The organism is candidate division KSB1 bacterium (assembly GCA_016214895.1).
GTDB lineage: Bacteria > Electryoneota > RPQS01 > RPQS01 > RPQS01 > JACRMR01.
Genome location: JACRMR010000003.1, coordinates 451,810 through 475,335, shown reverse-complemented (window position 1 = coordinate 475,335; position 23,526 = coordinate 451,810). Strand labels below are relative to the sequence as shown.

The 23,526-nt window shown below is 58.8% G+C and carries 18 protein-coding genes; 1 reads left to right on the top strand and 17 read right to left on the bottom strand.

From position 1 onward, the window contains the following. Positions 1 to 2 precede the first annotated feature (2 nt). A complete protein-coding gene (locus HZB60_03800) occupies positions 3 to 3,122 on the top strand; it encodes an efflux RND transporter permease subunit (protein ID MBI5058894.1) in 3,120 nt (1,039 codons plus the stop codon). 156 nt (positions 3,123 to 3,278) lie between these two features. Here HZB60_03800 and HZB60_03795 read toward each other — a convergent pair whose 3' ends face one another. The 17 genes from HZB60_03795 to bcrC all read right to left on the bottom strand — a co-directional run bounded on the left by HZB60_03795 (position 3,279) and on the right by bcrC (position 23,520). Then, positions 3,279 to 5,351 (bottom strand): hypothetical protein, encoded by a 2,073-nt coding sequence (locus HZB60_03795; protein MBI5058893.1) that lies wholly within the window; start codon positions 5,349 to 5,351, stop codon positions 3,279 to 3,281. Between the two features lie 14 nt (positions 5,352 to 5,365). Beyond that, a complete protein-coding gene (locus tag HZB60_03790) occupies positions 5,366 to 6,574 on the bottom strand; it encodes a hypothetical protein (protein ID MBI5058892.1) in 1,209 nt (402 codons plus the stop codon). 31 nt (positions 6,575 to 6,605) lie between these two features. Next, the gene (locus HZB60_03785; protein MBI5058891.1) at positions 6,606 to 7,586 is read right to left on the bottom strand and encodes an FAD binding domain-containing protein; all 981 of its coding nucleotides are present in this window, start codon (positions 7,584 to 7,586) and stop codon (positions 6,606 to 6,608) included. Next, positions 7,583 to 9,862 carry a molybdopterin-dependent oxidoreductase gene (locus HZB60_03780; protein MBI5058890.1) on the bottom strand — a complete coding sequence of 760 codons (2,280 nt, stop codon included), beginning with the start codon at positions 9,860 to 9,862 and terminating at the stop codon, positions 7,583 to 7,585. The genes HZB60_03785 and HZB60_03780 overlap by 4 nt, the downstream gene beginning before the upstream one ends. Continuing rightward, complete coding sequence (locus HZB60_03775) at positions 9,859 to 10,326, bottom strand: (2Fe-2S)-binding protein (protein MBI5058889.1); 468 nt, start codon at positions 10,324 to 10,326, stop codon at positions 9,859 to 9,861. Before HZB60_03775 ends, HZB60_03780 begins: the two co-directional genes overlap by 4 nt. A gap of 9 nt (positions 10,327 to 10,335) precedes the next feature. Next, positions 10,336 to 11,073, bottom strand: a complete 738-nt coding sequence (locus HZB60_03770; GenBank protein MBI5058888.1) for an SDR family oxidoreductase — start codon at positions 11,071 to 11,073, stop codon at positions 10,336 to 10,338. A gap of 5 nt (positions 11,074 to 11,078) precedes the next feature. Continuing rightward, a complete protein-coding gene (locus HZB60_03765) occupies positions 11,079 to 11,855 on the bottom strand; it encodes an enoyl-CoA hydratase/isomerase family protein (protein ID MBI5058887.1) in 777 nt (258 codons plus the stop codon). Positions 11,856 to 11,862: 7 nt separating this feature from the next. After that, the gene (gene oah / locus HZB60_03760) at positions 11,863 to 12,948 is read right to left on the bottom strand and encodes a 6-oxocyclohex-1-ene-1-carbonyl-CoA hydratase (protein ID MBI5058886.1); all 1,086 of its coding nucleotides are present in this window, start codon (positions 12,946 to 12,948) and stop codon (positions 11,863 to 11,865) included. 67 nt (positions 12,949 to 13,015) lie between these two features. Further along, complete coding sequence (had, locus tag HZB60_03755; GenBank protein MBI5058885.1) at positions 13,016 to 14,071, bottom strand: 6-hydroxycyclohex-1-ene-1-carbonyl-CoA dehydrogenase; 1,056 nt, start codon at positions 14,069 to 14,071, stop codon at positions 13,016 to 13,018. Between the two features lie 76 nt (positions 14,072 to 14,147). Further along, positions 14,148 to 14,915 carry a hypothetical protein gene (locus HZB60_03750; protein MBI5058884.1) on the bottom strand — a complete coding sequence of 256 codons (768 nt, stop codon included), beginning with the start codon at positions 14,913 to 14,915 and terminating at the stop codon, positions 14,148 to 14,150. Positions 14,916 to 14,988: 73 nt separating this feature from the next. After that, positions 14,989 to 15,945 (bottom strand): 2-dehydropantoate 2-reductase, encoded by a 957-nt coding sequence (locus tag HZB60_03745; protein MBI5058883.1) that lies wholly within the window; start codon positions 15,943 to 15,945, stop codon positions 14,989 to 14,991. A 35-nt stretch (positions 15,946 to 15,980) separates the two neighbouring features. Next, positions 15,981 to 17,183: a 2-hydroxyacyl-CoA dehydratase gene (locus HZB60_03740; protein MBI5058882.1), complete on the bottom strand. Its 1,203-nt coding sequence runs from the start codon at positions 17,181 to 17,183 to the stop codon at positions 15,981 to 15,983. Next, positions 17,183 to 18,919 (bottom strand): AMP-binding protein, encoded by a 1,737-nt coding sequence (locus HZB60_03735; protein ID MBI5058881.1) that lies wholly within the window; start codon positions 18,917 to 18,919, stop codon positions 17,183 to 17,185. Before HZB60_03735 ends, HZB60_03740 begins: the two co-directional genes overlap by 1 nt. Then, the gene (locus HZB60_03730; GenBank protein MBI5058880.1) at positions 18,916 to 19,737 is read right to left on the bottom strand and encodes a benzoyl-CoA reductase subunit D; all 822 of its coding nucleotides are present in this window, start codon (positions 19,735 to 19,737) and stop codon (positions 18,916 to 18,918) included. Before HZB60_03730 ends, HZB60_03735 begins: the two co-directional genes overlap by 4 nt. After that, on the bottom strand, positions 19,734 to 21,029 hold the full coding sequence (locus HZB60_03725; GenBank protein MBI5058879.1) for a benzoyl-CoA reductase subunit A: 1,296 nt from the start codon (positions 21,027 to 21,029) through the stop codon (positions 19,734 to 19,736). The genes HZB60_03730 and HZB60_03725 overlap by 4 nt, the downstream gene beginning before the upstream one ends. Next, entirely contained in the window at positions 21,026 to 22,327 is a 1,302-nt protein-coding gene (gene bcrB, locus HZB60_03720; protein ID MBI5058878.1) for a benzoyl-CoA reductase subunit B, read from the bottom strand. The genes HZB60_03725 and bcrB overlap by 4 nt, the downstream gene beginning before the upstream one ends. Continuing rightward, positions 22,318 to 23,520, bottom strand: coding sequence for a benzoyl-CoA reductase subunit C (bcrC, locus tag HZB60_03715; protein ID MBI5058877.1), 1,203 nt, complete (start codon positions 23,518 to 23,520; stop codon positions 22,318 to 22,320). The genes bcrB and bcrC overlap by 10 nt, the downstream gene beginning before the upstream one ends. Positions 23,521 to 23,526: the final 6 nt, after the last annotated feature.

Below are 23,526 nucleotides of genomic sequence, written 5' to 3'. Positions count from 1 at the left end.
CCATGTTTGAAAAAATCATCCGGTTCTCTCTGGAGAATCGATTTATTGTCGTGCTCGCGTCCGTGCTGGTTCTGCTGCTGGGCTACTTCGTTACCTTTCGCCTGCCCGTTGACGTATTTCCCGATCTCACGGCGTCCACCGTGACCATTCTGGCGGATGCGCACGGCATGGCTCCCGAGGAAGTGGAGACACTGGTTGCCTTCCCCATCGAGACGGCCATGAATGGCGCTTCGGGTGTTCGGCGCGTTCGTTCATCGCTGACGACAGGCGTGGCGGTGATCTGGATCGAATTCGAATGGGGAACCGATGTGTTCCAGGCCCGGCAGATTGTCGCGGAGAAGCTGCAATCCGCCATCGGCCTGCTGCCCCTGGGCATGGACCCGCCGATGCTGGCCCCGGTCTCCTCCCTGATGGGTGAGATCATGCTCGTAGGCGTCTCCAGTGACTCGCTTCCCGCCATGGACCTCAGGTCCTTCGCCGACAATATCCTGAGACGGAGACTGCTGGCCGTTCCGGGGGTATCGCAAGTTGTCGCCATCGGCGGTGAACGAAAGCAGTACCAAGTGCTCGCCAGTCCGGAACGGTTGGCGGCATATCAGATCAGCCTTGACAAATTGCAAGAGGCAGTCAGCAAAGCCAATCTAAACTCAACCGGTGGGTTCTTTGTCGCCAGCGGCAGTGAATATCTGATTCGCGGAGTCGGACGGGTTGAAGCGCTGGAAGACCTCAAGCGAGCTGTGGTCACGGTGCGCGACGGCAGCCCGATACTGGTGGAGCACGTCGCGGATGTGCAAATCGGGGCGGCAACGAAGCTGGGAACGTCATCAGTCAGCGGATGCGATGCCGTGATTCTCTCCATTCAGAAGCAGCCAAACGCCAATACGCTGGAGCTGACCGAGCGGCTGGATGCGATGGTCGCGGACATGAAGCCGCTGTTGCCGGCCGACGTGGACATCAACAACCATGTTTTTCGGCAGGCGGATTTCATCGACGTCAGCATTCATAATGTTGTGGAAGCGCTGCGGGACGGGGCGATTCTGGTGACGATCATTCTCTTACTGTTCTTGGCGAACATCCGCACGACGTTCATCAGTCTCATTTCCATTCCGCTGTCTCTGATCCTGGCAATGCTGGCCATGTATGGGATGGGGCTAACCATCAACACGATGACCTTGGGCGGGATGGCAATTGCCGTGGGGGTGCTGGTGGACGATGCGATTATCTACGTTGAAAACGTCTATCGCAGGCTGCGCGAGAATCGGACCCTGCCCGTGGACAAGCAGCGGCCGTCACTACCGGTTATTTTTGAAGCGTCCAACGAGATTCGGCAGCCGATGGTGATCGCGACGTTCATCATCATCGCCGTGTTCGCCCCGCTCTTCTTCATGTCGGGAATTGAAGGCCGGCTACTGCTGCCGCTGGGCTTCGCCTTCGTCATTGCCGTGTTTGCGTCGCTGCTGGTTGCGGTGACGATCGTTCCCGCACTCAGCTTGTACCTCTTGCCAACGCTCAAACAGAAAGCCGGACATCAGGAAACGTGGGTGGTACGAAAGCTGAAGACCGGCTACCGCCCGGCGCTGGAGTGGGCACTCAAGCGCGGAAACTGGGTGATCGCGTCGTCCCTGGCATTGATTGTTGTGGCGCTAATGGTTTACGCGCAGTTAGGGCGCTCGTTTCTTCCCGAATTCAATGAAGGCTCTGCCACGATCATTGCGCTGACGCCGCCGGGAACGTCGCTGCAGGAGTCCACCGACATGGGTGAACTCGTAGAGCGAAGATTGATGACACATCCGGCGGTGCTGTCCGTGGCGCGTCGTACCGGCCGCGGTGAGTTGGATGAACATTCGTTTGGCAGCAATCAGACGGAGCTTGAAGTTCGCCTGAAGCCGGAGGGCTTTCACAAGGAGCAGGTCTTTCGTGAACTACGTGAGCTGCTAACAGACGTTCCGGGAACGGTTATCAGCGTGGGTCAGCCGCTGTCTCACCGGATTGACCACATGTTAAGTGGGACCCAGGCTGCACTGGCCGTGAAGATCTTTGGCAGCAACCTCTACGAGCTGCGCAACATTGCTCAGCAAGTCAAGGCGCAAATGCAAACGGTGGACGGTCTTGTGGATTTGGCCGTGGAGGCGCAAGTGGATGTGCCGCAGCTCCGCGTGGAAATGGACCGGGACGCGATGGCCGTGTACGGCGTGCAGGTGGCCGATCTTGCGGAGAATATCGAGACTGCATTTAATGGCGAAGTCGTGGGGCAGGTGCTGGAAGGTCAGATTCCGTTTGACCTGGTCGTGCGATTTCCGGAAGCTGCCCGCCAAGATGACGAACTGATCCGCACGAGCCTCTTCGCCACGCCCGCCGGGCCGCAAGTGCCCCTCAATGAGATGGCGAAGGTCTATCGTGCAAGCGGACCTAATTCGATCAGTCGGGAGAACGTCAGCCGCAAGATCGTGGTCCAGGCCAATATTGCGGGTCGGGACTTGGGCAGCGCGGTCGAGGAGGTGCGCGCGAAAGTGAACGCAGGAGTCAAGTTGCCGGAAGGCTACTTTGTGTCCTACGGTGGTCAGTTTGAAAGTGCGGAAGCCGCCAGTCGCATCATTCTATTGCTGTCACTGCTTTCGATCGGAGCGATACTCGTACTGCTGTATATGGAATTCGGGACTTTCCGAGACGCGTTTCTGGTCATGGTGAATCTGCCGTTGGCGCTGATCGGCGGCGTGTTTGCCATATACTTCACCAGCGGAATTGTCTCTGTTGCGGCACTGGTGGGATTCGTTACGCTCTTCGGGATCGCGGCTCGAAACGGTATTCTCATGATTGCCCATTTCCACGATTTAATCGACAAGGAAGGGATGTCGGCGCGCAGTGCGATCATCCGGGGCAGCATGGAACGAATGAACCCAATCCTGATGACGGCGCTCTGTGCCGGACTGGCGTTGTTGCCGCTGGCGATGGGCGGTGGTCAGCCGGGGAAGGAGATTCAGACGCCGATGGCCGTTGTGATTCTGGGCGGTCTGCTCACGTCAACGGCACTCAACATGGTCGTGCTGCCCGCACTTTATTGGAAGTTCGGGGCGAAGCGCAAGGCGCAGGCAGCGCGGATCGCCGACGAACAGGAAACATGACAGCGGCACGGTTGAGAAGCCGCACAGCGGGAACTCCCACGACTGGGTTCCGGGTGATTGCGGGCGAATTACTGTCCGTCGCACAAGTTGCTAAGACGCGAAGAAGCCCGGGGATTCCCGGGCTTCTTGTAGCTACCGCCGCGTTCCGTGCTGACGTCAAACCGCCATGATCTTGGAGCAGTCCTGACCGATCCGTCCGCGCTTACAAGATGATGTCGTCATGAAGTTCGCCGAGTGACGGGCCTGAATCTCGAGCGCCTCACTCAGGCCGGCCCCGCACGCCGCCTGAATCGTATCCACGATCGCTTTGCGCGCGGCCTCGGTTTCCGGATTTTCGGGTGCCGCAAGGCGCGACTCTCGGGGAATGCTGTCGAAGCGCTCTTGCCTGAGTACTCTCGGTTTCAATCCGTGGTGGCCGCCCGTGGCAATATTCCAAGTCGTTTGCAGCGCATCCTCGATGGTCCCGGCATAGTCAACCAACCACGGGACGGCTTCGCCTGCCTTCTGCATCTTTCCGCTGAGGAGGAAGTTCAGCAGTTGCGGCCATTGTTCCGGGCTCGATTTGCGGAATGGCCAGTGACAGCCTTCCATGCCCGGCACTACCGGCAGTGAAACTTCAGGCATTCCCACGTAGGCGGAGTCCAGCGAGACCAAGTAGTGGCAATGCATCAACAGCTCGAGAAACCCGCCGAGGCAGCGTTTACCGTTGATGAAACCAATCGAGACATCGAACTCGTGATGCAGCCGTCTGGCCGTCAGCGACCAACGGATCGAAAGCTGCGTTCCGTGGTCCGCGCTCTCAAGCGCACCAAAGAACTCGTTCGTATCCGCCCCGACCATCTGCGTGGAAAGATGAAAATCTCCGGTCACGATCACGCGCTTGATCCGCTCCGCTTTCAGCCAATCCACCGCACGATTCAGTTCCCGGTCCACATCGTCGTTGTAGCTTTCCCGGCTGATCGTGATGACACCCACGGTTCCGTCATGCTCGGCATTGACATAGAGCTGCTGCCAGTCCGGGCCGTCGAGATTGTCGAATGCTGCGGGAAACCAACTCTGCGCCGCCGCCGGGTGCAGACGATGATAAGCTTCAACGCGTTTGATCGCTGCAGCCGCGCCGCTCGCACGGATTTCGGCGAGAATTCCGCGCCGGAATTGAGCACACAATTCGCCGATGGCATTAATATGCGAGAGGTGCCCCCGCTCTTCATGCAACATGAGAGCGGCCATCTGGAAGAGGGGCCCCAGAATCCAGGATCGAAACTCCTCTTCCTGATCGGCTTGCATACTCCAGTTGACAATCGGCCGCAGGTGATTTAGCGGATACCAATCCCGGCCATCCGCACGGCGCTCCTCCAGTTGAATCGTCGGCTGGAACAGTTCGCCATACTGCTGCGCCAGATGATGCAGGCAGGACCACGTCAGGAAGTCCGCACCCTTCGCTCCAATGGCATCATGCGCGCGGAACGGATTCGGGCCGACCAGCCGCCGCACGAATTTGTCCACCTTCCAGAAGGGCATGTTGCTCGCCTGCTGATATCGCAGCGCCGCCAGCGTCACACCGCAGAAGAGCACGTCGAGCACAAACGACCAACGATCCGCCACCGGTACGGGAACAAGCCCCAGCGCCCAGAGTAGTTGTGTGATGGCGGAAGGAGTCGGCTCGATGGTCTCCCACACCTTATTGATTTCATGGGGAAACGAGGGATGGGCGACGCCGACCCCGAGCTGAGACCGCGGAAATCCGGAGGTGACGGAGCGAATCTCGATTCCGGGAAACGCCGCCTGGAATAGCGTGTAGTGCGATTTCTTCACGGGGAGGATTTCCGGGATCGCTTCGAGCAGAAAACGCGGCTTCATCCCCAACAGCGCGGCAGGCAAATGCTTGCCATCGTACGCAAGCCGGACAATTCGACCCATGATTCGGTCCGCGCCGTCCCCGCCAAACGCTTGCCTCAGGCCTTGATATTGGCGTCCGATGCCATCCGCGGCGCCGGGAAAATCCAAACCCACGATCGTGACACCAAACGGCTCCAACCGTGATCCGAGTTGCATCGCCTTTCCCGCGCCCACAATCCCGTTCATGCCGGAGATGACCAGCGAGCCGCGTTCGTCCGGTTTGCCGAAAACTTTGTCCACCAATTCGCCGGCGGTCACGGGTAAACGACCCTGACGGAAGATATCGTGAACATTCCCAAGCCCGAGCGTCTGTAGTGTAGGCTGCCTCATGAACTTGACCATGTTCAGTTCCCCCCTTCCGCTACTTTGAGTATCGCGGCGATGCCAACGTCGCCCGCGGCACAGCCAAAGATCAGCGCGTAACCGCCGCCGAGTGACACCGCCTCTTCCAACGCCTCAATAATCACGCGCGTCAAGGTCGGTCCCTGCGGGTGTCCCCAGACCAGCGAGCTGCCGGTCTTGTTCATGTTCCGCCAGTCGTACTCGAGCATTTTGGCAAACAGCGCGTCATTGACGGCAAACGGATTGTGGTTCTTCACCACCGCCATGTCGGACATCTTTAGTCCGGTCCGCTTCAATAACTCTACTACCGCCATTCCCGGCGATTCCGGCATCATGCCGGGCGAGGTGCGAACCTCCTGCTTCCCGACAAACGTGATATCGATTTCGGGACGGGTGCTCAACTTGCGCGCCTGCTGCTTGTCTGTGACCAGGAGTGTCGCCATGCCATCGGCAGCATGAGTCTGAGTTCCCGCCGTCACGCAGGTGTCCAACTCGCGCATCGCTTTCAGACCCGCCAGTGTGACCTCGCGAACGCCCACATCTTGACTCACAACACCCATGGAGCGGCCCTGCAAGTTCAGCACGTCCAACGGAACGAGCACGTGATCCAGAATTCCGGAGGCGAGCGCTTCAAAATATTGCTGGTGACGGAAGAACGCGATATCGTCCACCTCACTGCGGTCAATCTTGTACTTGCGCGCCGTCATGCCCGCCGTGGTGATCATGGCCTGTCCGGTGGCCGGGTCAAAGCCAAAGTTATCCCACACATCACCGATAACTTCCGTGCGCCGGTACCCGCGTCGCTCGGGAAAGACTCCCACGGGCGAATCGCTGGTGCGATCAAACGTCAACACGCCCACGACGTCGCTGGCGCCTGTCTCTACCTGGGCCGCGGCGAGCAGCACAGCCTGGAGCCCTGTGGCGCATGCCTGTTCCATGTGAAAACCGGGCACACGATGGCCCACGCAGCTTGCTACCAACGGAGCATTCCAAAATTTCCAGTGCCACGGAATGGTAGAGCCGATGATCAGATATTGGAGTTCGCGGACCGGGACTTTGCGTTTCCCCATGATCAGGTTCATCGCCTCGCCCGCGAACTGGCCGATATTGACCTCGGCAAGCGGCGACGTCTGCCACGCCGGAAAGAAGCTGCTGCCCCATGTGCCATAGGGGATTCGGGCGCGAGGAAACATCTGGTGTTGGTCGCTCACGAATGCCTCCGGAATTTCGTCATGTTGTCCCTCATCGATTGCTTTCGGGTCTCTGCCCGTGGAAGACGTGCCACAACTCTTCGAGATACACAGCCAGCATCTCCTGTCGATAGGCCATCGGCAGAAGATCGTTGTCCACTAACTTGCTCTTCAGACGCGCCCGCTTGATCAGGTCCGGCAAAGAGAGGTCGGACCATGTGCCCGTAATCAAAACTGGAGCCATCGCTATGCCGTTCAGGCAGATGCGAACGACTCCTGCTGCGTCAACGCAGGCCGCCACTGACAACGACGCGAAATCCAGGCTCTGCCGCAGACGAAGCTTTCGGTAATAACAATGCTTGGTGGTCGCCGCGACTCGAATGCTCAGCAGAATGCCGTCGTGCTCGAGGTGGCTGAGGAACCGGATGCCATCCTGCACATATAACTTGGACAACGGAATGGAGAACGTGGAGTTCTGATTTCGAATCGTCACCGCGGCATCGAGGGCAAGCAGGACCGGAGCCAAATCCGACACATGACGCGAGAAACACTTGCCATGGCGGACTCCCGTGACAAGGCACGTGTCGCCGACGTCGCGCAAGCAGGAACCCACCGCGGCTCGCCACGACCGGGATTGATTGTAGTTTATGCAGCGATTACTTACCAACAGATTGCCGCCGACGGTCGCCGTCTTGCGGATTACCGGAGTCGCCACGGACAGCGCCGCTTCGAGCAACAGCGGATAGGCTTGCCTGACCCGGAGATTAGAAATCAGTTCATCCAGTGTGACAAGTGCGCCGATGTCAAGTGCGCTATCCTGAAAGCGCAGTTCACGAAGGTCGCGGATACAGGAGAGGTCAATCACCATTGCCGGATCATGCAAGCCTTGCCCACGCAGCACTTGCAGGTCCGTGCCTCCTGCCGAGTATCGGTATTCTCCCGCACAGCTGCGAGCCGCGGCCAACGCTTCAGCAACGGATTCCGGCAGGGAGTAGAAGCGCGCTGCGGGATCGGACGGCAATGCGCTGCTCATACGGAGCCCTGGCGAAGTGCCCGACGCACTTTTTCGGGAGTGATCGGCAGTTCATACATCCGCACACCAACGGCATCGAAGATGGCATTTCCAATCGAAGGGAGCACCGGATGAATCGGCCCCTCGCCGACTTCTTTGGCGCCGAAGGGACCTTCGGGATCCGCCGATTCAACAATGGTGACATCCATTTCAGGAGTGTCCAGCGCCGTCGGAATCCGATAGTCCGCAAGGTTTGCATTCAGCAGTCGGCCGTTGTCGTAGCGCAACTCCTCTGAGAGGACCTGGCCGAGACCCATGTGAATACTGCCCTCCATCTGCCCTTCCACGGCCAGCGGATTCAGCGCCTTGCCGCAGTCGTGAGCGCTCCACACCTTGATGACGCGCACCTCACCGGTGTGATGATTCACCGCCACTTCACTGACGGCCGCGCCGAAGCTGTAAGACGGACTCAGACCCGCGCCGGAACCTTTGAAATCTCCGCCCAGCTTGGGAGATATGTAGAATCCACTTTCTACGAAGGAACCGCGAAAGGCGGTGGCGATTTCCACGGCTTCATCCCAACTCACATCCACCTGTCCGTCGGCGGTCAGGACACGCTCATGATCGAAGCACAGCGCGTCCGCATCAACCTTGCGCTCTTGACTTACGGCAAGCGCGATCTCGTGACGAACTTTCTCGACCGCGCTTTTGGCGGCATTACCGGCCATAAAGGTTACGCGACTCGAGTAACTTCCCAAATCCACGGGAGCGAGGCTCGTGTCCGCCGTCACGACACGAATCCGGCTCAGCGGAACGCCGAGCACTTCCGCCGCAATCTGAGCCAACATGGTATCGCTACCTTGACCGATGTCGGAAGCGCCGCTGAAGATCACGATGCTGCCGTCGGCGTCGAGTTTCGCGTGAACGACGCTTTGCGGCTGGCGATTCCAGATGATAGGGAGCGCGCTACCGGAGATGTAGAAGCCGCAGGCCACGCCGATGCCTCTCCCGAACGGCAGCTTGCCGAAGCGCTGATCCCAGCCGGAACGTTTCCGGACAGCCTCCAGACATTCCCGCACTCCGTTACTCGTAATGCGCAGTTGACCGACGGTTTGAGTATGCGCCGGGAGGAAGTTCTGCATGCGGAAGTCGCAGGGATCCATCCCGGCGTCGCGCGCCAGCATGTCCAACAGCGTTTCGACCGCATAGCGGGAGTTTACCGCGCCGTGGCCGCGCATCGCGCCGCTCTGCGGCTTATTGGTGTACACACGCCGGGTCCGAAAGCCAAAACGGTCTATTCGATAAGGCCCTTGCAGCAGCACACCGTTGTAGTATGTCGTCACGACGCCGAAGCTGGCAAACGCTCCGCCATCAATCACGATGTCTCCGTGCAGTGCCGTCAGCTTGCCGGACTTGTCGCAGCCGACCGACATCGTCAGCGTCGTTGGATGTCGGCCATGATTGGTCAAAAACACTTCTTCCCTGCTGAAAGAGCATCGGACAGGCTGCCCCGTCTTCATCGCCAGATGAGCCGTAATGAGCTCGTGGGGAAACGGATCGCCCTTCCCGCCGAAGCCACCGCCCAGCGTCGGCTTCACCACGCGCACCCGGTGCCGGGGCAGTCCAAGCACAGTGGACAACGTCCGCTGCAAGTAGTGGGGAACTTGCGTCGCGGAAATCACCGTTAGCTCGCCATCCGGTGAATACGTTGCCCAGGTGGCATGCGGCTCGGTAAACGCATGAGTCACGCCCGCGAATTTGAATTCCGCGGATCGTACAAAAGTCGATTCCTGCAGCCCGGCTTCCGGATCATTGAAGCTCAGTTCGGCCGTCTTGTGAATATTCGTTCGGTCGCGAGAATGGTCGTGAATCTGCCGCCCCGGCTCGCAGCTTTGCAGCGCTTCCTCCGGGTCCAGAACCGCTGGAAGCAACTCGTATTCGACGCGAATGGCGTGGGCCGCCGCCATGGCCGCCTGTTTCGTATCCGCCGCCACCGCCGCCACGATCTCCCCGACGAAGCGCACCTTCTCGATCGCCATCGCCGTCTCATCCGGACTGATGGGCAGTATTCCGAACGCCGTCGGCAACTCCTTGCCCACTGCGATCGCTCGCACCCGCGGATTCGCCTCGGCCGCGGACGCGTCGATACTTTTGATCAAGGCATGGGCATGCGGACTGCGCAGAAAATGAACATGAAGCGCATTGGAGAATCGATAGTCATCCGTGTACAGCGCCTCGCCGGTCACTTTGCGGCGTGCGTCAATGTACGGCGTGGGATGGCCGATAACACGACTCATGATCTAAGTACCTCCGCCGCGCGCTGCACGGCGGATACGATTTTTGCGTAGCCGGTGCAGCGGCACAGATTCCCGGAGAGGGCCCGGCGAATCTGCTCCGCCGAGGGATTGGGATTCTCACTCAAGAAGGCGAGAATGGTCATCACCATCCCCGGCGTGCAGAAGCCGCATTGAATCCCGCCGGATTCGACCAGGCTTTCCTGCACCGGATGGAGCTTGCCGTTCAGGGCGACGCCTTCGATGGTCCGCACATCGCGGTTTCGACAGCGGAGTGCCGGAGTGATACAGCTCAGGATCGGTTGACGGTCCAAGAGCACCGTGCAGGCGCCGCACGTCGCTTGGTCGCAACCCCGCTTCGTTCCCGCCAGGCCCAAGCGTTCGCGGAGGACGTCCAGCAAGGATTCGTGCGGATCCACCCAAACGGTGTGCCGCGCGCCATTCACATTGAGCGTCAGGTCAGGCATGGATCCGAATCATACGGTCGCGGCTCCGATGCTTTTGCCGCCGTCCACGTAGAGCGTTTGGCCCGTGATGAACGCCGCCTCAGCCGAAGCGAAGAAGCAAACCGCGGCGGCAACGTCCTCGGGAGTCCCGGCCCGCTTGCCGGGCTGCGCATTCACGAGCATCTGAAAAGTGTCCTCCGGCAATGCCCGCGTCATCGGGGTATCAATCAGTCCCGGTGCTACCGCGTTCACGGTCACTTGGGAGCGCGCCAATTCTAAAGCCAGCACGCGCGTGAGACTGATGAGTCCGCCTTTGGAAGCCGAGTAATTGGACTGTCCGGCATTCCCTAGCCACGCACGCGAGGCAATATTGATGATCCGGCCATACTTCCGCTCGCGCATCGGCTGGGCAACGGTCTTGCACATCAACCACGCGCCCTTCAGGTTCACATTCAACACGGCGTCGAACTCCTCCTCACTCATTCGCCAGATCACATTGTCTCGAAGAATTCCGGCATTGTTCACAAGGATATCGATGCCGCCGGCCTGCTCAATAACGGCCGCGACGAACTGCTCGACATCGATACGCGATGACACATCACCGGTGAACGGGATGAGACCCTCGGTTTCGCTCGTAAAGGAATCGGGGTAGTCCCGATCCAGTACGAACACCCGTGCACCCAACTCATGAAACCGCTGAGCAATTGCGCGGCCGATGCCGCGCGCGGCTCCGGTCACGATCGCGGACTTCCCTTGAAAACTACTCATTGTCTTCAGCGGTTCTGCCAAACTGGAGGTCGCTTTTCCAGAAACGCCGCGATGCCTTCGTTGGCGTCATGCGTAGCCATCAGCTCCCCGACATAATACTCCTGAAGTCGGTTCAGCTCCGTCTTGATGGCCTGATTGAACCGCCAGCGTGACGCGCGGACAGCGTAGCGCAATGCTGTGGCACTCTTCGGAAGGATGTGCTTCGCAGCCCAAGCTTCAACTCCCGCCTCCAGCGCGGCGCGATCGGCACACGATGCGGTGGCCAGGCCGAAGCTCACCACTTCCTCCGCCGTCAGCGATCTACCTGTGAGAATTAGCTCGTCAGCACGCGCCTGTCCGATCTTCAACGGCAGCAAGAGCGAAGCTGGCGGGGGGAAGACCCCAAGCACAATCTCCGGCTGACCAAGCCGGGCCGTGCGATCAATGAACATGAAATTGCACATCAGCGCCAATTCCATGGCTCCACCAAGGCACTGTCCCGAAATGAGCGCCGCGGTGGGAACGGCCAGCTCAGTCAGCGCATGAAACAGCGCATGAAACTGCGTGAGCATTGCCGCCGCCTTTTCACGGGTGTGCTCCGCAACACTGGCGCCGAAACTGAAATGATCTCCCGCACCCGTGAACTGAACCAGTTTCAGCTCGGCGTGCTCGCGCAAATCATCCAGCTCCAACTGTAGCTGACACATCAACTCAGCATCGAGGATGTTCGCCTTCGGTGCGTCAAGAGTCAGCGTGACGACCTGACCGTCGTACGACGACTCGCGGCGAATCTTCTGCGGCATGTCTTTGTTACCTGGGTAGTATCGCTTCCACCATCTCCTCATCCCACGGATGGCCGGCGGCCAGCATCAAGCGAAGTTTGACGAAATCCACCTCGCGATTGCCCTTCGGGCCCTCATTGAACGCTCGAAACCCGGCCTTGGCTTCGGTCATCATATTCAACCCAAGCCAGTCGCGATTGGTCTGATGGTTCCGATCCCAATGCTCAAGCTTCTTCTTTCGCAGACTGTTCAACGTCTTGTTGATGCAATCCGGCATCGTATAGAGCAGCTTGGTGGCCATCTCGTTGACAGCGCTATCAAGCGGTGTTAAGTCGATGGTGCCGGCGGCCATGACGGCCTTAGCTTCCTCCATCGCTGCTCCCGTCTTCTTCTGCCCGTACACAATCGTACCCGACTCATCCAACCAACGGTCGGTAATGAGCAGAGGATTGCGCACGAGCTTGCCGTTCACTGTCAATACCGGCACTGCTCGCGAGATCAGCCCGATGGATACCGCTTCATACGCATTCCACATTTCACAGAGCGTGCAGCTTTGCATTGCGCGTTCGATTCCGACGAACAGATGCAGAAAATCCGTGCTGCCGCCGTCTGGCGCGCTCCCGTGCTTCGGCCCGGCTTGCCCAAAGACCGCAAGGTCGCTGGCAATCGTAAAATCGCATGCCATGCCAATTTCCTGACCACCCGCGACTCGCATCCCATTGACGCGGCAAATCACCGGCTTATCGCAGTAAAGCAGAGCCGTGATCATATCGTTGAAGAGGCGCATGTACTGCTTGTACTCGGTCGGCCGCCCGGCGTAGTACTCCGCGTATTCCTTGGTGTTGCCCCCCGTGCAAAACGCCTTGTCGCCGACCGCCGTAAAAACGACGTTGACCACGGCACGATCGGCCGATGCGTTGCGCACGGCCAGAATGACTTCCTTGACGGCCGCCGTCGTGTACGAATTGAATTGCTTCGGATTATTCAGCAGGATCCAGGCATTGTACAAACCCGCGATCGGATTACCGCCTTTGTCGAGACATGGGCGCCGTTCAAACAGGATCTCGGAGAACCGGGTCTCCACCAAGTTATGATCGTACAGATCGTGAGCCACGTTTTTGCACCTTGTGAGTTAAATTGAAGAGCCGAGCGCGATGTCTGATCTCCGTGGGCCGGGTGGCTCAGAAATCCGGCACCAGCACTGCGCGCTGCAAGAGCTTGTGTTCTAGCGCCTGCTGAAAGACATCGTTGATTTGCGACAGCGGATGCGTCTTTGTGAAAGGTGCCAAATTCAGCCGACCGTCGCCCACCATGCGGATCGCTTCGCCGTATAACTCGGGACGGCAGCCCCAGGTCCCGATGACCTGTGCATCGAAGGCCATCAAGTTGCTGAGCCGCAGTTCCAGTTTGTCGAGCGTAAACCCGACCACGGACAACACGCCGGCAATCCCGAGGAGCGCGAAGCCCAATTCCTGCCCGGCCGCCGTGCCGGAAACTTCGTAGATCTTCCAGCCATAGGGCGACGCGCCCAATTCTTTGCCGATCGCCTTCACCTTGTCCTTGATTTCCTTGATACTCAGTCCGCCGGTGTTCAGCGTCGAGGTGATCCCCGCCTGCGAAAGCAGATCGAGACGAGCCTGCGAAAGATCAAGCGCGACAACCCTGGCTCCCGCAATTCTGGCCAGCAGTGCGGCATACAGACCGACGCCACCGATCCCGATGACAATGGCTAAATCCCCGGACTTCAGTCCGCTCTTTTCGATGACCTGCAGCGGCGTCGAAACGGCGTCGGCAACTACGGCCAGTTCTTCGAGTTTGTAGCGCGCGAGCACGGCCTCCGGTACGACCGCCAGAAATCGCGATGGGACCACAATATGACTGGCGAAGCCGCCATGAAAGTCGTTGCCCGGCATCCGCTGTTTCTGGCAAATGTTGCTGCGCCCGGTTCGGCACAAATCACATTCGCCGCAAGGCAGTACCGCCGGAATCACAACCGATTTCCCGATCAAGTCCAGCGGACCATCCACTACCACGCCGCTGATTTCGTGCCCCAACGTCAACGGCAGTTCCTTCTTGGTCGGCACTCCGTGATGCCAAAAACTAATGTCCGTGTGACACACACCGCAGCCGGCAACCTGCACCAGCGCTTCGCCCGGCTGCAAGGCGGGTACCGGATAGGACGTCCGCTCAAACGGCTGATTCCTCACCGTCATCTGGTACGCTTGAATCATCGTCATAGTATGAACCTGCTTGTTTGTGAATGACTTCACAATTCCGAATGAAGACCCGCGCGATTAGGTGCCGCGTCAGCCATCAGGATTGTCGCGCGAACATGGCTGCGCCTAGCGCCACCATAAACTGCGGATCAGGGGTAATCTGTACCGGCGCGCCCAACCGCCGGGACAGCAACTCGCAGAGGTACGGGTGATGTGCCGCCACGCCGCCGCACAGAAACACGGGCAACCCGGCGCGAATCGGCAGCTTGCAGATGCGGTCCACAATCGACAGGTAGATGCCGCGTGCCATATCCTCGATCGCGACGCCGCTGAACTTCCACGAAAGGATCTCCGTCTTGGCGAACACCGTGCAAAAGCTGTTCATGGGTTGGTCAGACGTCGATCTCCGCGCCAGCGCGCTCATCTCGTCCAGACCAATCTCAGCCTTGTCTGCAATTTCCGTCAAGAAGGCGCCGGTTCCGGCGGAGCATTTGTCATTCATGTAGAACTGAATGACCTGGCCGCCGGGTTCGCATTCGATGATCTTGATGTCTTCGCCCCCGATATCAATGATGACCTTCCGCAGGGGAAACAGTGACGACACACCCGCCGCCGCGCAAATAAGTTCCGGCTTCTTCAGCTCGCTCGCATAGCTGTTGCGGCCATATCCGGTCGCACACTCTCCGCGAATGTTGAACCGGTTGCGAATACCCGTGAGGCTCTCCGAGAACGCTTGGTGATGACGGCTCAAGGTCGGGATCACTTTCATAAAGACGCGACCGCCCGTGCTGTCAGAAACCACGAACTTCGTGTAGTGCGAGCCGAGATCAACCCCGAGGCCCAAGTCATCATCGCGCGCCGTCAAGGGACTAAGATTTGTGGAATTGGGCTGCATGCTATGGCTCTGACTCAGGCGTTCTCCGCTCGCAAAGTCACGGTCACTTGTTGTCGGAATTCTGCAGCAAGTAGATCATGGCGGTCACCGACTGATTGAGTGGTGTCGGAATACAATGCTTGCGGCCATACTCGACGATCCTGCCGTTCAAATAGTCGATCTCCGTCGGGTGCCCGAGCTCCAAGTCCACCAGCATCGAGGGCCGGTGATGCCCCGCATTCTTCAGATAGCGGATCGAATAGCGGCGGAACTTCTTGCCCACGTCGATGCCTTCCATCTCCGCTACCCGTACGCACTCATCCAGCAATGCTTCCACCAGATCAAACGACTTGGGTGTGTCCATCACTTCTTTCATCGTGCGCCGCGTGATCGCGCAAATGGCGCTCAGGGCTGCGTTCAGCATGGACTTCTCCCATACGAACTCCTGAATATCATCCGGGATTTCCGTCGTCAGACCGGAGGTGTTGAGCCGCTCCACCAGCCGCGTGGCGACATCGCCGCCGCCTTCAATCAACAACGGCGCAACGTAGTTAGGCGGATTGAAGAAGCTGGCATGCACCGTGTGCTGATTCACCATGTTGCCCGCATAGTTGATCACCATGCGCATCGTCCGCTCGTCGCCAAAGACCCGCGCCACCTCGATCTCATTGTCGATCCCGTTCTGCGCGCACATGACGTAGAACTTATCGGAACCAATCTGCGCAAGCTGCTCGATCACCCGCTTCAAATTGGGAGTCTTCACGCAGATCACCACCAGATCCGGGTCACAGGTCTCCAACTCCTGCGGCGAATAGCAGACCTGCCTGACCGGTACGGTCTTCTCAAAGGTGTAGGTCAACCGAATGCCGTGCTTCAGAATCGCGTCCATCCGGTCCGCCAGGACGTCGCAGGGAAGCACGTCCACGCCGGCCTCGATCAGATGTGCCGCCAGAATGCAGCCGACCGGACCCATGCCCACGATGCCGACCCGAAGCTGATTGTTGCCATTGTTCGAAGTCATGGTGGAACCGAGTGGCTCATGCTTAGGCTTCGCAATCATACTGCCCTCGCGGAAAGTTGCTCTACGAACGTCTCGATCTTGGTTCGCGCTCGTTCATCGGAAAAGAAGCGCAGGTCATTCAGATCACCGTCAATGACCAAGGTGCTGATGCCCGTTTCCTGTTGCAGTCGTTGCGGCAGGCCGAAGCGGTTATTGGAATTGTTGAAGCAGGTCTTCGAATCATGAAACAGCATGCCGTCGATGGCATAGTCCTCGATCATCCGCTTCAGATAGCTCAGCTTGAAGTTCTCGCCCCGATTAATGAAAATCTGAGTGTAGGCAATCGCCAGGGATTCCAGCGGGTTGTCCGAATCGAAATCGTCAAATACCCAACTGTTGCAATACGTCGATGCGACCACAGATGACCGGCAGCCCGAGAAGATCTCCGCCAGCGAGCGAAGGCGACCCCAGATCGGCATGCCCTCCCAATAGAGTCGGGCCTGCTCGCCGGGCACCGCGGCGTCACCGTGTGCTGCCAGCGCCTGCAACTCCGCGCGCGCTGCCCGATAGAATTCAACACAGGCTTCCGTGCCCCGCAGCATTACCACCGGAGCCATCAGGATCGTTCCGTCAAAAAAGGTCAGTGGTGCGGGATGAGTCCGAGCGGTCTCCAGCAGCTCCTTCCAGAGTTGTGATGCTTCCCGGCTCAAGCGAACGGCCTCGCGCAGGCGCTGCGGGTCCAGTTCGCGCCCGATAATCTGTTCGCCGACGGCGATCAAATTCCGAAACTGGCTGACGACATTGTCCACGTCCGCCCGCGTCACTTCTTCGACGTGACGGGGAGGGTAAACCCCCACGACCGGACATGAAAACTGGCGCCCAAAATAGTTGAACCACTCCGCCACTTCCCGGCATTGATTGGTGTTGAAAACTATCAGATCCGGCCTCGGCACCGATGGCAGTCCATAGGCGGCCGTTAACGGCGTCTCCCGGTTCAGCCAGGCTCCGATGTCGGACGTCAGGTACGAGCAGATTTCATTGGAATATCCCTCGTTATTCGCGCGGGGAATGTGCTTGTGGGCTGCACGGGATGCGCCCAACATCGCTCCATGATTTTCCGGGAAATAAACTTGAAAACCCAGTGCGCGCAGGAGCTCCGCCGGGCCGACGCTCGTGCACCAGGCAAGCGGGGATGCAAGGCCGGTAAAATAGTCCCGCAGCACGTCTTTCATCCGGACTTGCGATTGCAACCGTGCCATCAGCGATCCAATCGAATGATGTACACAGAGTCTGCCGTCGAGGTCTCCGCGGTTGACGCCGGATCATAGAGGCGCTCAATATTCGCCTTGAAGATACGACCGACTGTGTTGGGGGACATCTTCATCGACGGCGTCAGCTCCTCGTTCTCGATGGACAATTCGTGATCCACCAGCATAACGCGCGGCATGCGGCTGTATTCGGCGTCGAGCCGCCGATTCACTTGCGCAAGGCAATGACCCAGACAGTGCGCGAGTGTGGCCACGTCATGTGGCCGGCAACACCCACCCGGCAGCTTCGCACCCTCCGGAATGCAGGCAAAGATTGCGCGATTCGGAAAGAGCAGCGCGACCGGATAGTCTCGGCCACTCCCGGTCACATAAGCCCAGGCCAAGTACGGACAGCCTCCGGTAATCATGTTCTCTAATTCCGCCGCCACCACCTTCTCCGCGTTGGTAAGCTTGAATATGCGGTCCTTGCGGGAAACCAATTTTAGTCCGAGGTCCGTGAACTCGCCGACATCACCGGTGCAAAACCAGCCATCGTCCGTGAGTACCTTCGCGGTTTCCTCCGGATTCCGATAGTAGCCCGTCATGACATTCGGTCCCTTCACCAAAATCTCGCCGTCGGGAGCGATCGCCACCGACACCCCCGGAATCGGGTGGCCGACGACTCCCGGCTGTCGTCGCGCACCGGGCTGCGTGACCGTGCAGCAAGGCGATGTCTCCGTCAGACCCCAACCCTCCAGTACGGCGATATTGCGTCGCTCGAATTCATCGGAGATGACCTTGGGCAACGGCGCGGCTGCGGTAAAGAAATAGCGCAATTCAGCGTGAAAAAGCAGGCGCTCGATCGCCGCATCCTGATGAGAGCGCGTCAACAACGCCTGGTAGATCAACGGCACGCTGTAAAACACCGTTGGCCGGATTCGCCGCCAGTTCTCGATCAGTGTATCCAGGTCCTTGCCGTACCCGTGTTCCAACGACAACACCGCACCGTTGGTCAGTGCCGAGTACTTCTCGAAGATCCCGCCGTAGCTGTGGTGCCAGGGCAGATACGAGAGAAACCGATCCCGTTCACTAAGCGGCCACAGGTCCTTGCCCGCGGCCTGCTGCGAAAGGATATTCCGATGCGTGAGCTGTACGCACTTCGGCTTGCCCATCGTGCCGGATGTGTACATCATCAGGCACACCGAGTCCGCGGCGATCTGTTCACCCGAGATCGATTCCGATGCCGGCCGCGTTCCAGCCAATTCAGCGAACGGGATCAGATTCGCTGGCGGATTATGCTCCAGCTTACTGAAGTGAATCACTCGATCATACTGAGCAGGGGACCCCAACTTTTCAAAGTGCGCCTGCTCCGCGACTGCCACCATCCGCGGCTCGCAAAAGTTGACCAGCGCCTCAGTCTGCGGCGGAGTGTAGCCAGCGAAGATCGGGACAGCCACCGCGCCCATGGCCATTACCGCCAATTCGAGTTCGAGCATCTCCTGACGATTGCGGGAGACTATCGCCACCCGATCGCCGGCCTCCAGTCCTCGTTCGCTCAATCCGGTTTGGATCGCGCAGATATCATGGCGAAACTGCGACCATGACAAGGGATGATAGGAGCCGTTTCGCGATTCCTGATAAGCGGGACGATCGCCGAATGTCGCCGCATTCCGGTTCAGCATGCTCGCCAGATTCGCGGCGTGTGCTCGCAGCGGCGTCTCCGATTTCCAGATAACGGGAGCGCTCACGCCGCAACTCCCAGGAGCTTGAAGTGCCGGTATCCGCCCCACAGCGCCGCGCCGATCGCTCCGGCCGCCTCACAGTTCGGGCTGGGAAAAATCTCCAGATCCATTCCCGATTCGCCGATTTCTTCGCGCATCGCCGCCACCAAGCCAACGTCCTGAGCCATACCGCCGGTCAGGGCCACGGGTGATTCGATCTTCAATTTGCGCATCAACCGTACAATCCGACGCGCAATCGAGAGGTGAATTCCCTTGATAATATCGGGAGTCGGTATTCCCTGCGATACCATATTAATCACGTCCGTCTCCGCCAGCACCGCACAGATGCCGCTGGTGACGGCCGGATTCCTGGACTCGAGCGACAGCGGCCCGATTTCGTCCAGCGTCAGCCCCAGGTAGCGGGAAATGTTCTCTAAAAACTGACCCGAGCCGGACGCGCATTGTCCGGTCATCATGTAGTTGTGCACGCGCGCGCCATGCTCCAGCGAAATCACCCGGTTAAAGAGCGCTCCCAAATCCGCCACCGACCGGATTTCGGGATGATAGTGCCACGCTCCCCGCGCATGCGTCGTCATGCTGTAGAAATGCCCGCGCTTGCGCGTAATCAGTTCGCCCTCGCCGGTGGAGGCCACGTACAGCAAATCGTCGAAGGACAAACGGCGCCGCTCCAGCAATTCCGCCACTACGCGCTCCGCGACGTGCGCGGGATTCCGCTTGCGGATCTTCTCGTTGATGACTTCCACGATCTCCGGCTGCTCGCCATAGTCAACCAGCGCAAACTTGACAAAGCTGCTGCCCACGTCAATCCCCAGCGTATAGTTCATGCATGTGCTCCTTTCCTGCGCAGCCCGAAGATCGCCGCCCCAAGGGCGCCCATGAAGATCGAGTCCGGATGGAGATTGATGGTCAACTCGCCATAATTCGTGCGCGTCATGTTACTCACGTACTTGACCACCGCGGCATTCCGGGCCACGCCGCCCGTGAACGTGAACTCGTTTCGCGCACCACCCGATCTGGCCAAGAGCGCGAATGCCCGCTGCACGATGGCCAGATGCAGCCCGGCCAGGACATTTTCCTTGCGCTCCCCTAAATTGAGGTGCTCGCGCAATTCCGCGCCGGCGAACACCGTGCATGTGCTGCAGATATTCGTTTCATGATCGGCGGCCATCGCCAGCGGCCCCAGCTCACTGACGCTGATGCTCATCTCGTCGGCGATGTATCCCAGATAGCGGCCACAGCCGGCCGCGCAGCGGTCATTCATCTGAAAACTCGTGACCAAGCCGTGCTCATCCACCTGAATCGCCTTCGTGTCCTGCCCCCCGATGTCTAAGACCGTGCGCGTCTCCGGAAAGTAATCATGAGCCCCGAGTGCGTGACAGAGAATTTCAGACTTGATGTGCTTTTCTTCAAACGGCAGCAACTGCCGCCCGTAACCGGTGCCGATATAGTCCGTCGGGTCCAGCGAAATGGCCGCCACCTCGCGCAGGTATTTCCGGATCAGCGGCCAGACGATGCCGGTCTCGGCCGGCATCAGTTCCAGCGAGCGCTCCGTGAGTTCCGCAAAATCGAAACTGATTATCTGATTTTCCACCGGGTTGATCGAGCGGTCGTAAACGGAAACCAGTCGATCAAACGTCAGGCGGTCGAACTTGTCGATCATTCGCATGAAGGTCGCGCTGAACAGATCGCGAAAGAACTGCGAGGTGCTGTTTACCTGACCGTCAAAGAAGCGAGTGCGAATTGCTTCCAGCGTCTGCTGCAGAGCGGCCTGCAGCCTCTCAGCCAGGTCCGCGCGGGACGAATCGTGCTTGATGCTGTCCGTCATCGCCGTCGCCAGTCGCTCGTGCCGCGACAGGTACTGGAGGAAGTGAAACCGGCTGTCCAGCAAGTCGAAGATCCGCGCCCACTCGACCGGGCTGCCGCCATCCGCCTCCACCCGGCGACGCAGCAGCGAAAAGCGAGAGTTGAATTCGGCTTCCATGCGGGCGATTTCCGCCGCCACGTTGTAGTCCGAGCGCGTATTGGTAATCCCCCGGCCGATAATCTCGCCGGTGGGGTCAAGGATGATGGCCTTGGACGTCGTGGAACCCAGATCAATGCCCAAATAGACGATCACGCGATCACCCTCGCCCGCGGTTGCAGCTCTTTGCGCTGCTCCAGCATTTGAAAGAACGAGTCCAGCCGGTTCTTGATATTCGAGTACGAGTAGTAGCGCGGATCCACCAGATCCGTCTCGATGAAGCCGACCGGGATGCCCCGCCGCTCCTCAATGTCCCGCATCATCGCCAGCTGGCCGGCGGAGAATGAATTGCAGCTCTTGATCGAATTGATGACCAGCCCGTCGGCGTCGCAATCCGTAATGAACTTCTCGATCAGCTCGATGCGCTGCGGCAGATTGCGGTTCGTGTAGCAGCCGAGGCAATACTCCGCGAGGCTGCCGAGCGGGTCATCCGGCGAGTGCCGAAAGCCATAGTCATACAAACCGCCGACACGCGTGTAGGTGGATCCGACAAAGACCGCACCGTGATCGTAGAACAACTTCCAGAAATCGCGAAAATTCGTCCAATTCGGCGGCCCTTCGACCACCAGGCGATACTTCTCTTCCGTGATCGCGCCGTCAGGAGTAATCGGCCCCAACTTATGCGCGATGCGGTACTGAACCTCTTTCCAGAGCTCCTCGTAATACCCGACGCAGGCCGGCGACCCGCGAAACGAAGTGAAGATCGGCCCGATGTAATAGACCCCGCCGAAGTACGCATCAATCGGCGAGGGCTTGTGGCGCGCGGATTCAAAGACGTTCATCAGCAAATCTTCCGCCACCGCCGAACGCGACAGGCACTCCGCCAACACCGTGTCGCTCAGCCGCTTCCCCGCTACTTTTTCGAATTTTGGGATCACGTCCTTCGTGAGCTGATCCTTGATGTACTTCACCGCCGCGGGATCAACCCGGCCGTCGGCCTGATACGGGATGTGCAGCATCGCGATTTCGGCATGGGGATACAGACGTCGCAGATTCTCAAACCACTTCATGAACACGAAGCAACCTGTATAGCTCAGCAGCAGGATGTCCGGCGAGGGGAGCAATTGATCCGTGGGCCCGATGTTCCCTTGCAGCATCATCCCGATATCGCATTTCACATACGAGCAGACATCCTCCGGATAGCCGACGTCCTCCGCTTCCCGAATGAAATCCCCGGACTTCTTGCGCATGCCCGATTGTAGGGAGTTAATCTCGGGATACACCGGCAGCATGTCAAAGGCGGTGATCAATTCCGTCAAGTTGCCCGGAACAAACGTGTAGGCGACCTTCTTGCCGGTTTCCTTGACCTGCGACAGCGCCATGAAATGATCAGACAGCATCTGCTTCTGCTTGATCATGCTGTTCTCTTTTTGGACGTCCATCGTCAGTCCCATAGCTTGATCATGTCCGCAAACGTGCCCGCTTGCTCTTTTACCACGTGAAACTGCCCGAGATTCTCATGATACTGAAAACTGATGTGTCGAATGTGACTGCGGTCCATCGCCTTTTCCAACAACGGCCGATCCAATAAGGCCGGATCACAGAAGCTGGGAGCGCAGAAGATGACTCCGTCAGCCCGACGCTCTCGGACTTGCGCTACCAGCTGCTCTTCCTTCGGATGGTCCCCATCATATACCGCGGAGGAATACGTGCTTTTCGTCAAGTAGGCGTCCACCAGTGCCGCCAGTGGATCAGCGGTGTCGTCAGGAATGGGATCGCCCATCCACTGCAACCCAAGCTGAAAGTCGTCTTCCACAATATAGCAGCCCGCGTTTTCAATCGTTCGAATCAGGCCCAACGGCGGCTGCTCGCAGAAGGAGCCGCTGACAACCACGCGGATCTTGTCTTCCGGCAGGGCATCGCGCTCCGCAAGTTGCGGCATGACCCGCCTCACAAAAGCATTATGATCTTCAATGGTCAGGGTCTGTCCGGCCCGCAGGATCAGATAGTATTCTACCGCTGAGACTTTATGCGGACTCGCCGCGCGAAAGTCGCTCAAGTCCTTGACCAGCCGCCGGTTTTCGTTGTAAAGGCTAATCGAGTGATTCAACGCCGCCACGTCGCCGGCCACGCCATTCAGGCGCGCAAGATCTTCGGATAGTTGCCGCAAGGCTGTCCGGTAGAAAACGCCGCCTACTTCCGGATCAAAGTTCTGCGGAAAGTCAAGATACCGAATCAGCTTGGCGTTGAACTTGAGCTGAAAGATCCCCGACAAATTCCGGATCACGTCGCAGATCGCCGGGAAGATGAAGCCGTCGAATGCGTCGAGGTTGCCGTTCAGCGCCATTTCGATCACGGTGCGCGGAAGGTGGCAAATATAAGATTGAAAATAGGCATCACCCTTCACCACCGGAATCCGGTCCCCCGCGCCAAACAAACCCACGGGCAGCATGCCGTGAGCGTGAATGATCTCCCGGGGAATATAAATGGGCAGAAATCCGATCACCCGCCGGGATGGATTCTGCCCTTTCCAGTCACGTACATAGGCAAAGCTCAGATCATTGAATAATCCTTTGGCCTGATCGAGCGATGCCGCGAGATCTGTCTGCTGATGTCGAACCATCGCATCAGCAACGCTGTTCATCATGATGCC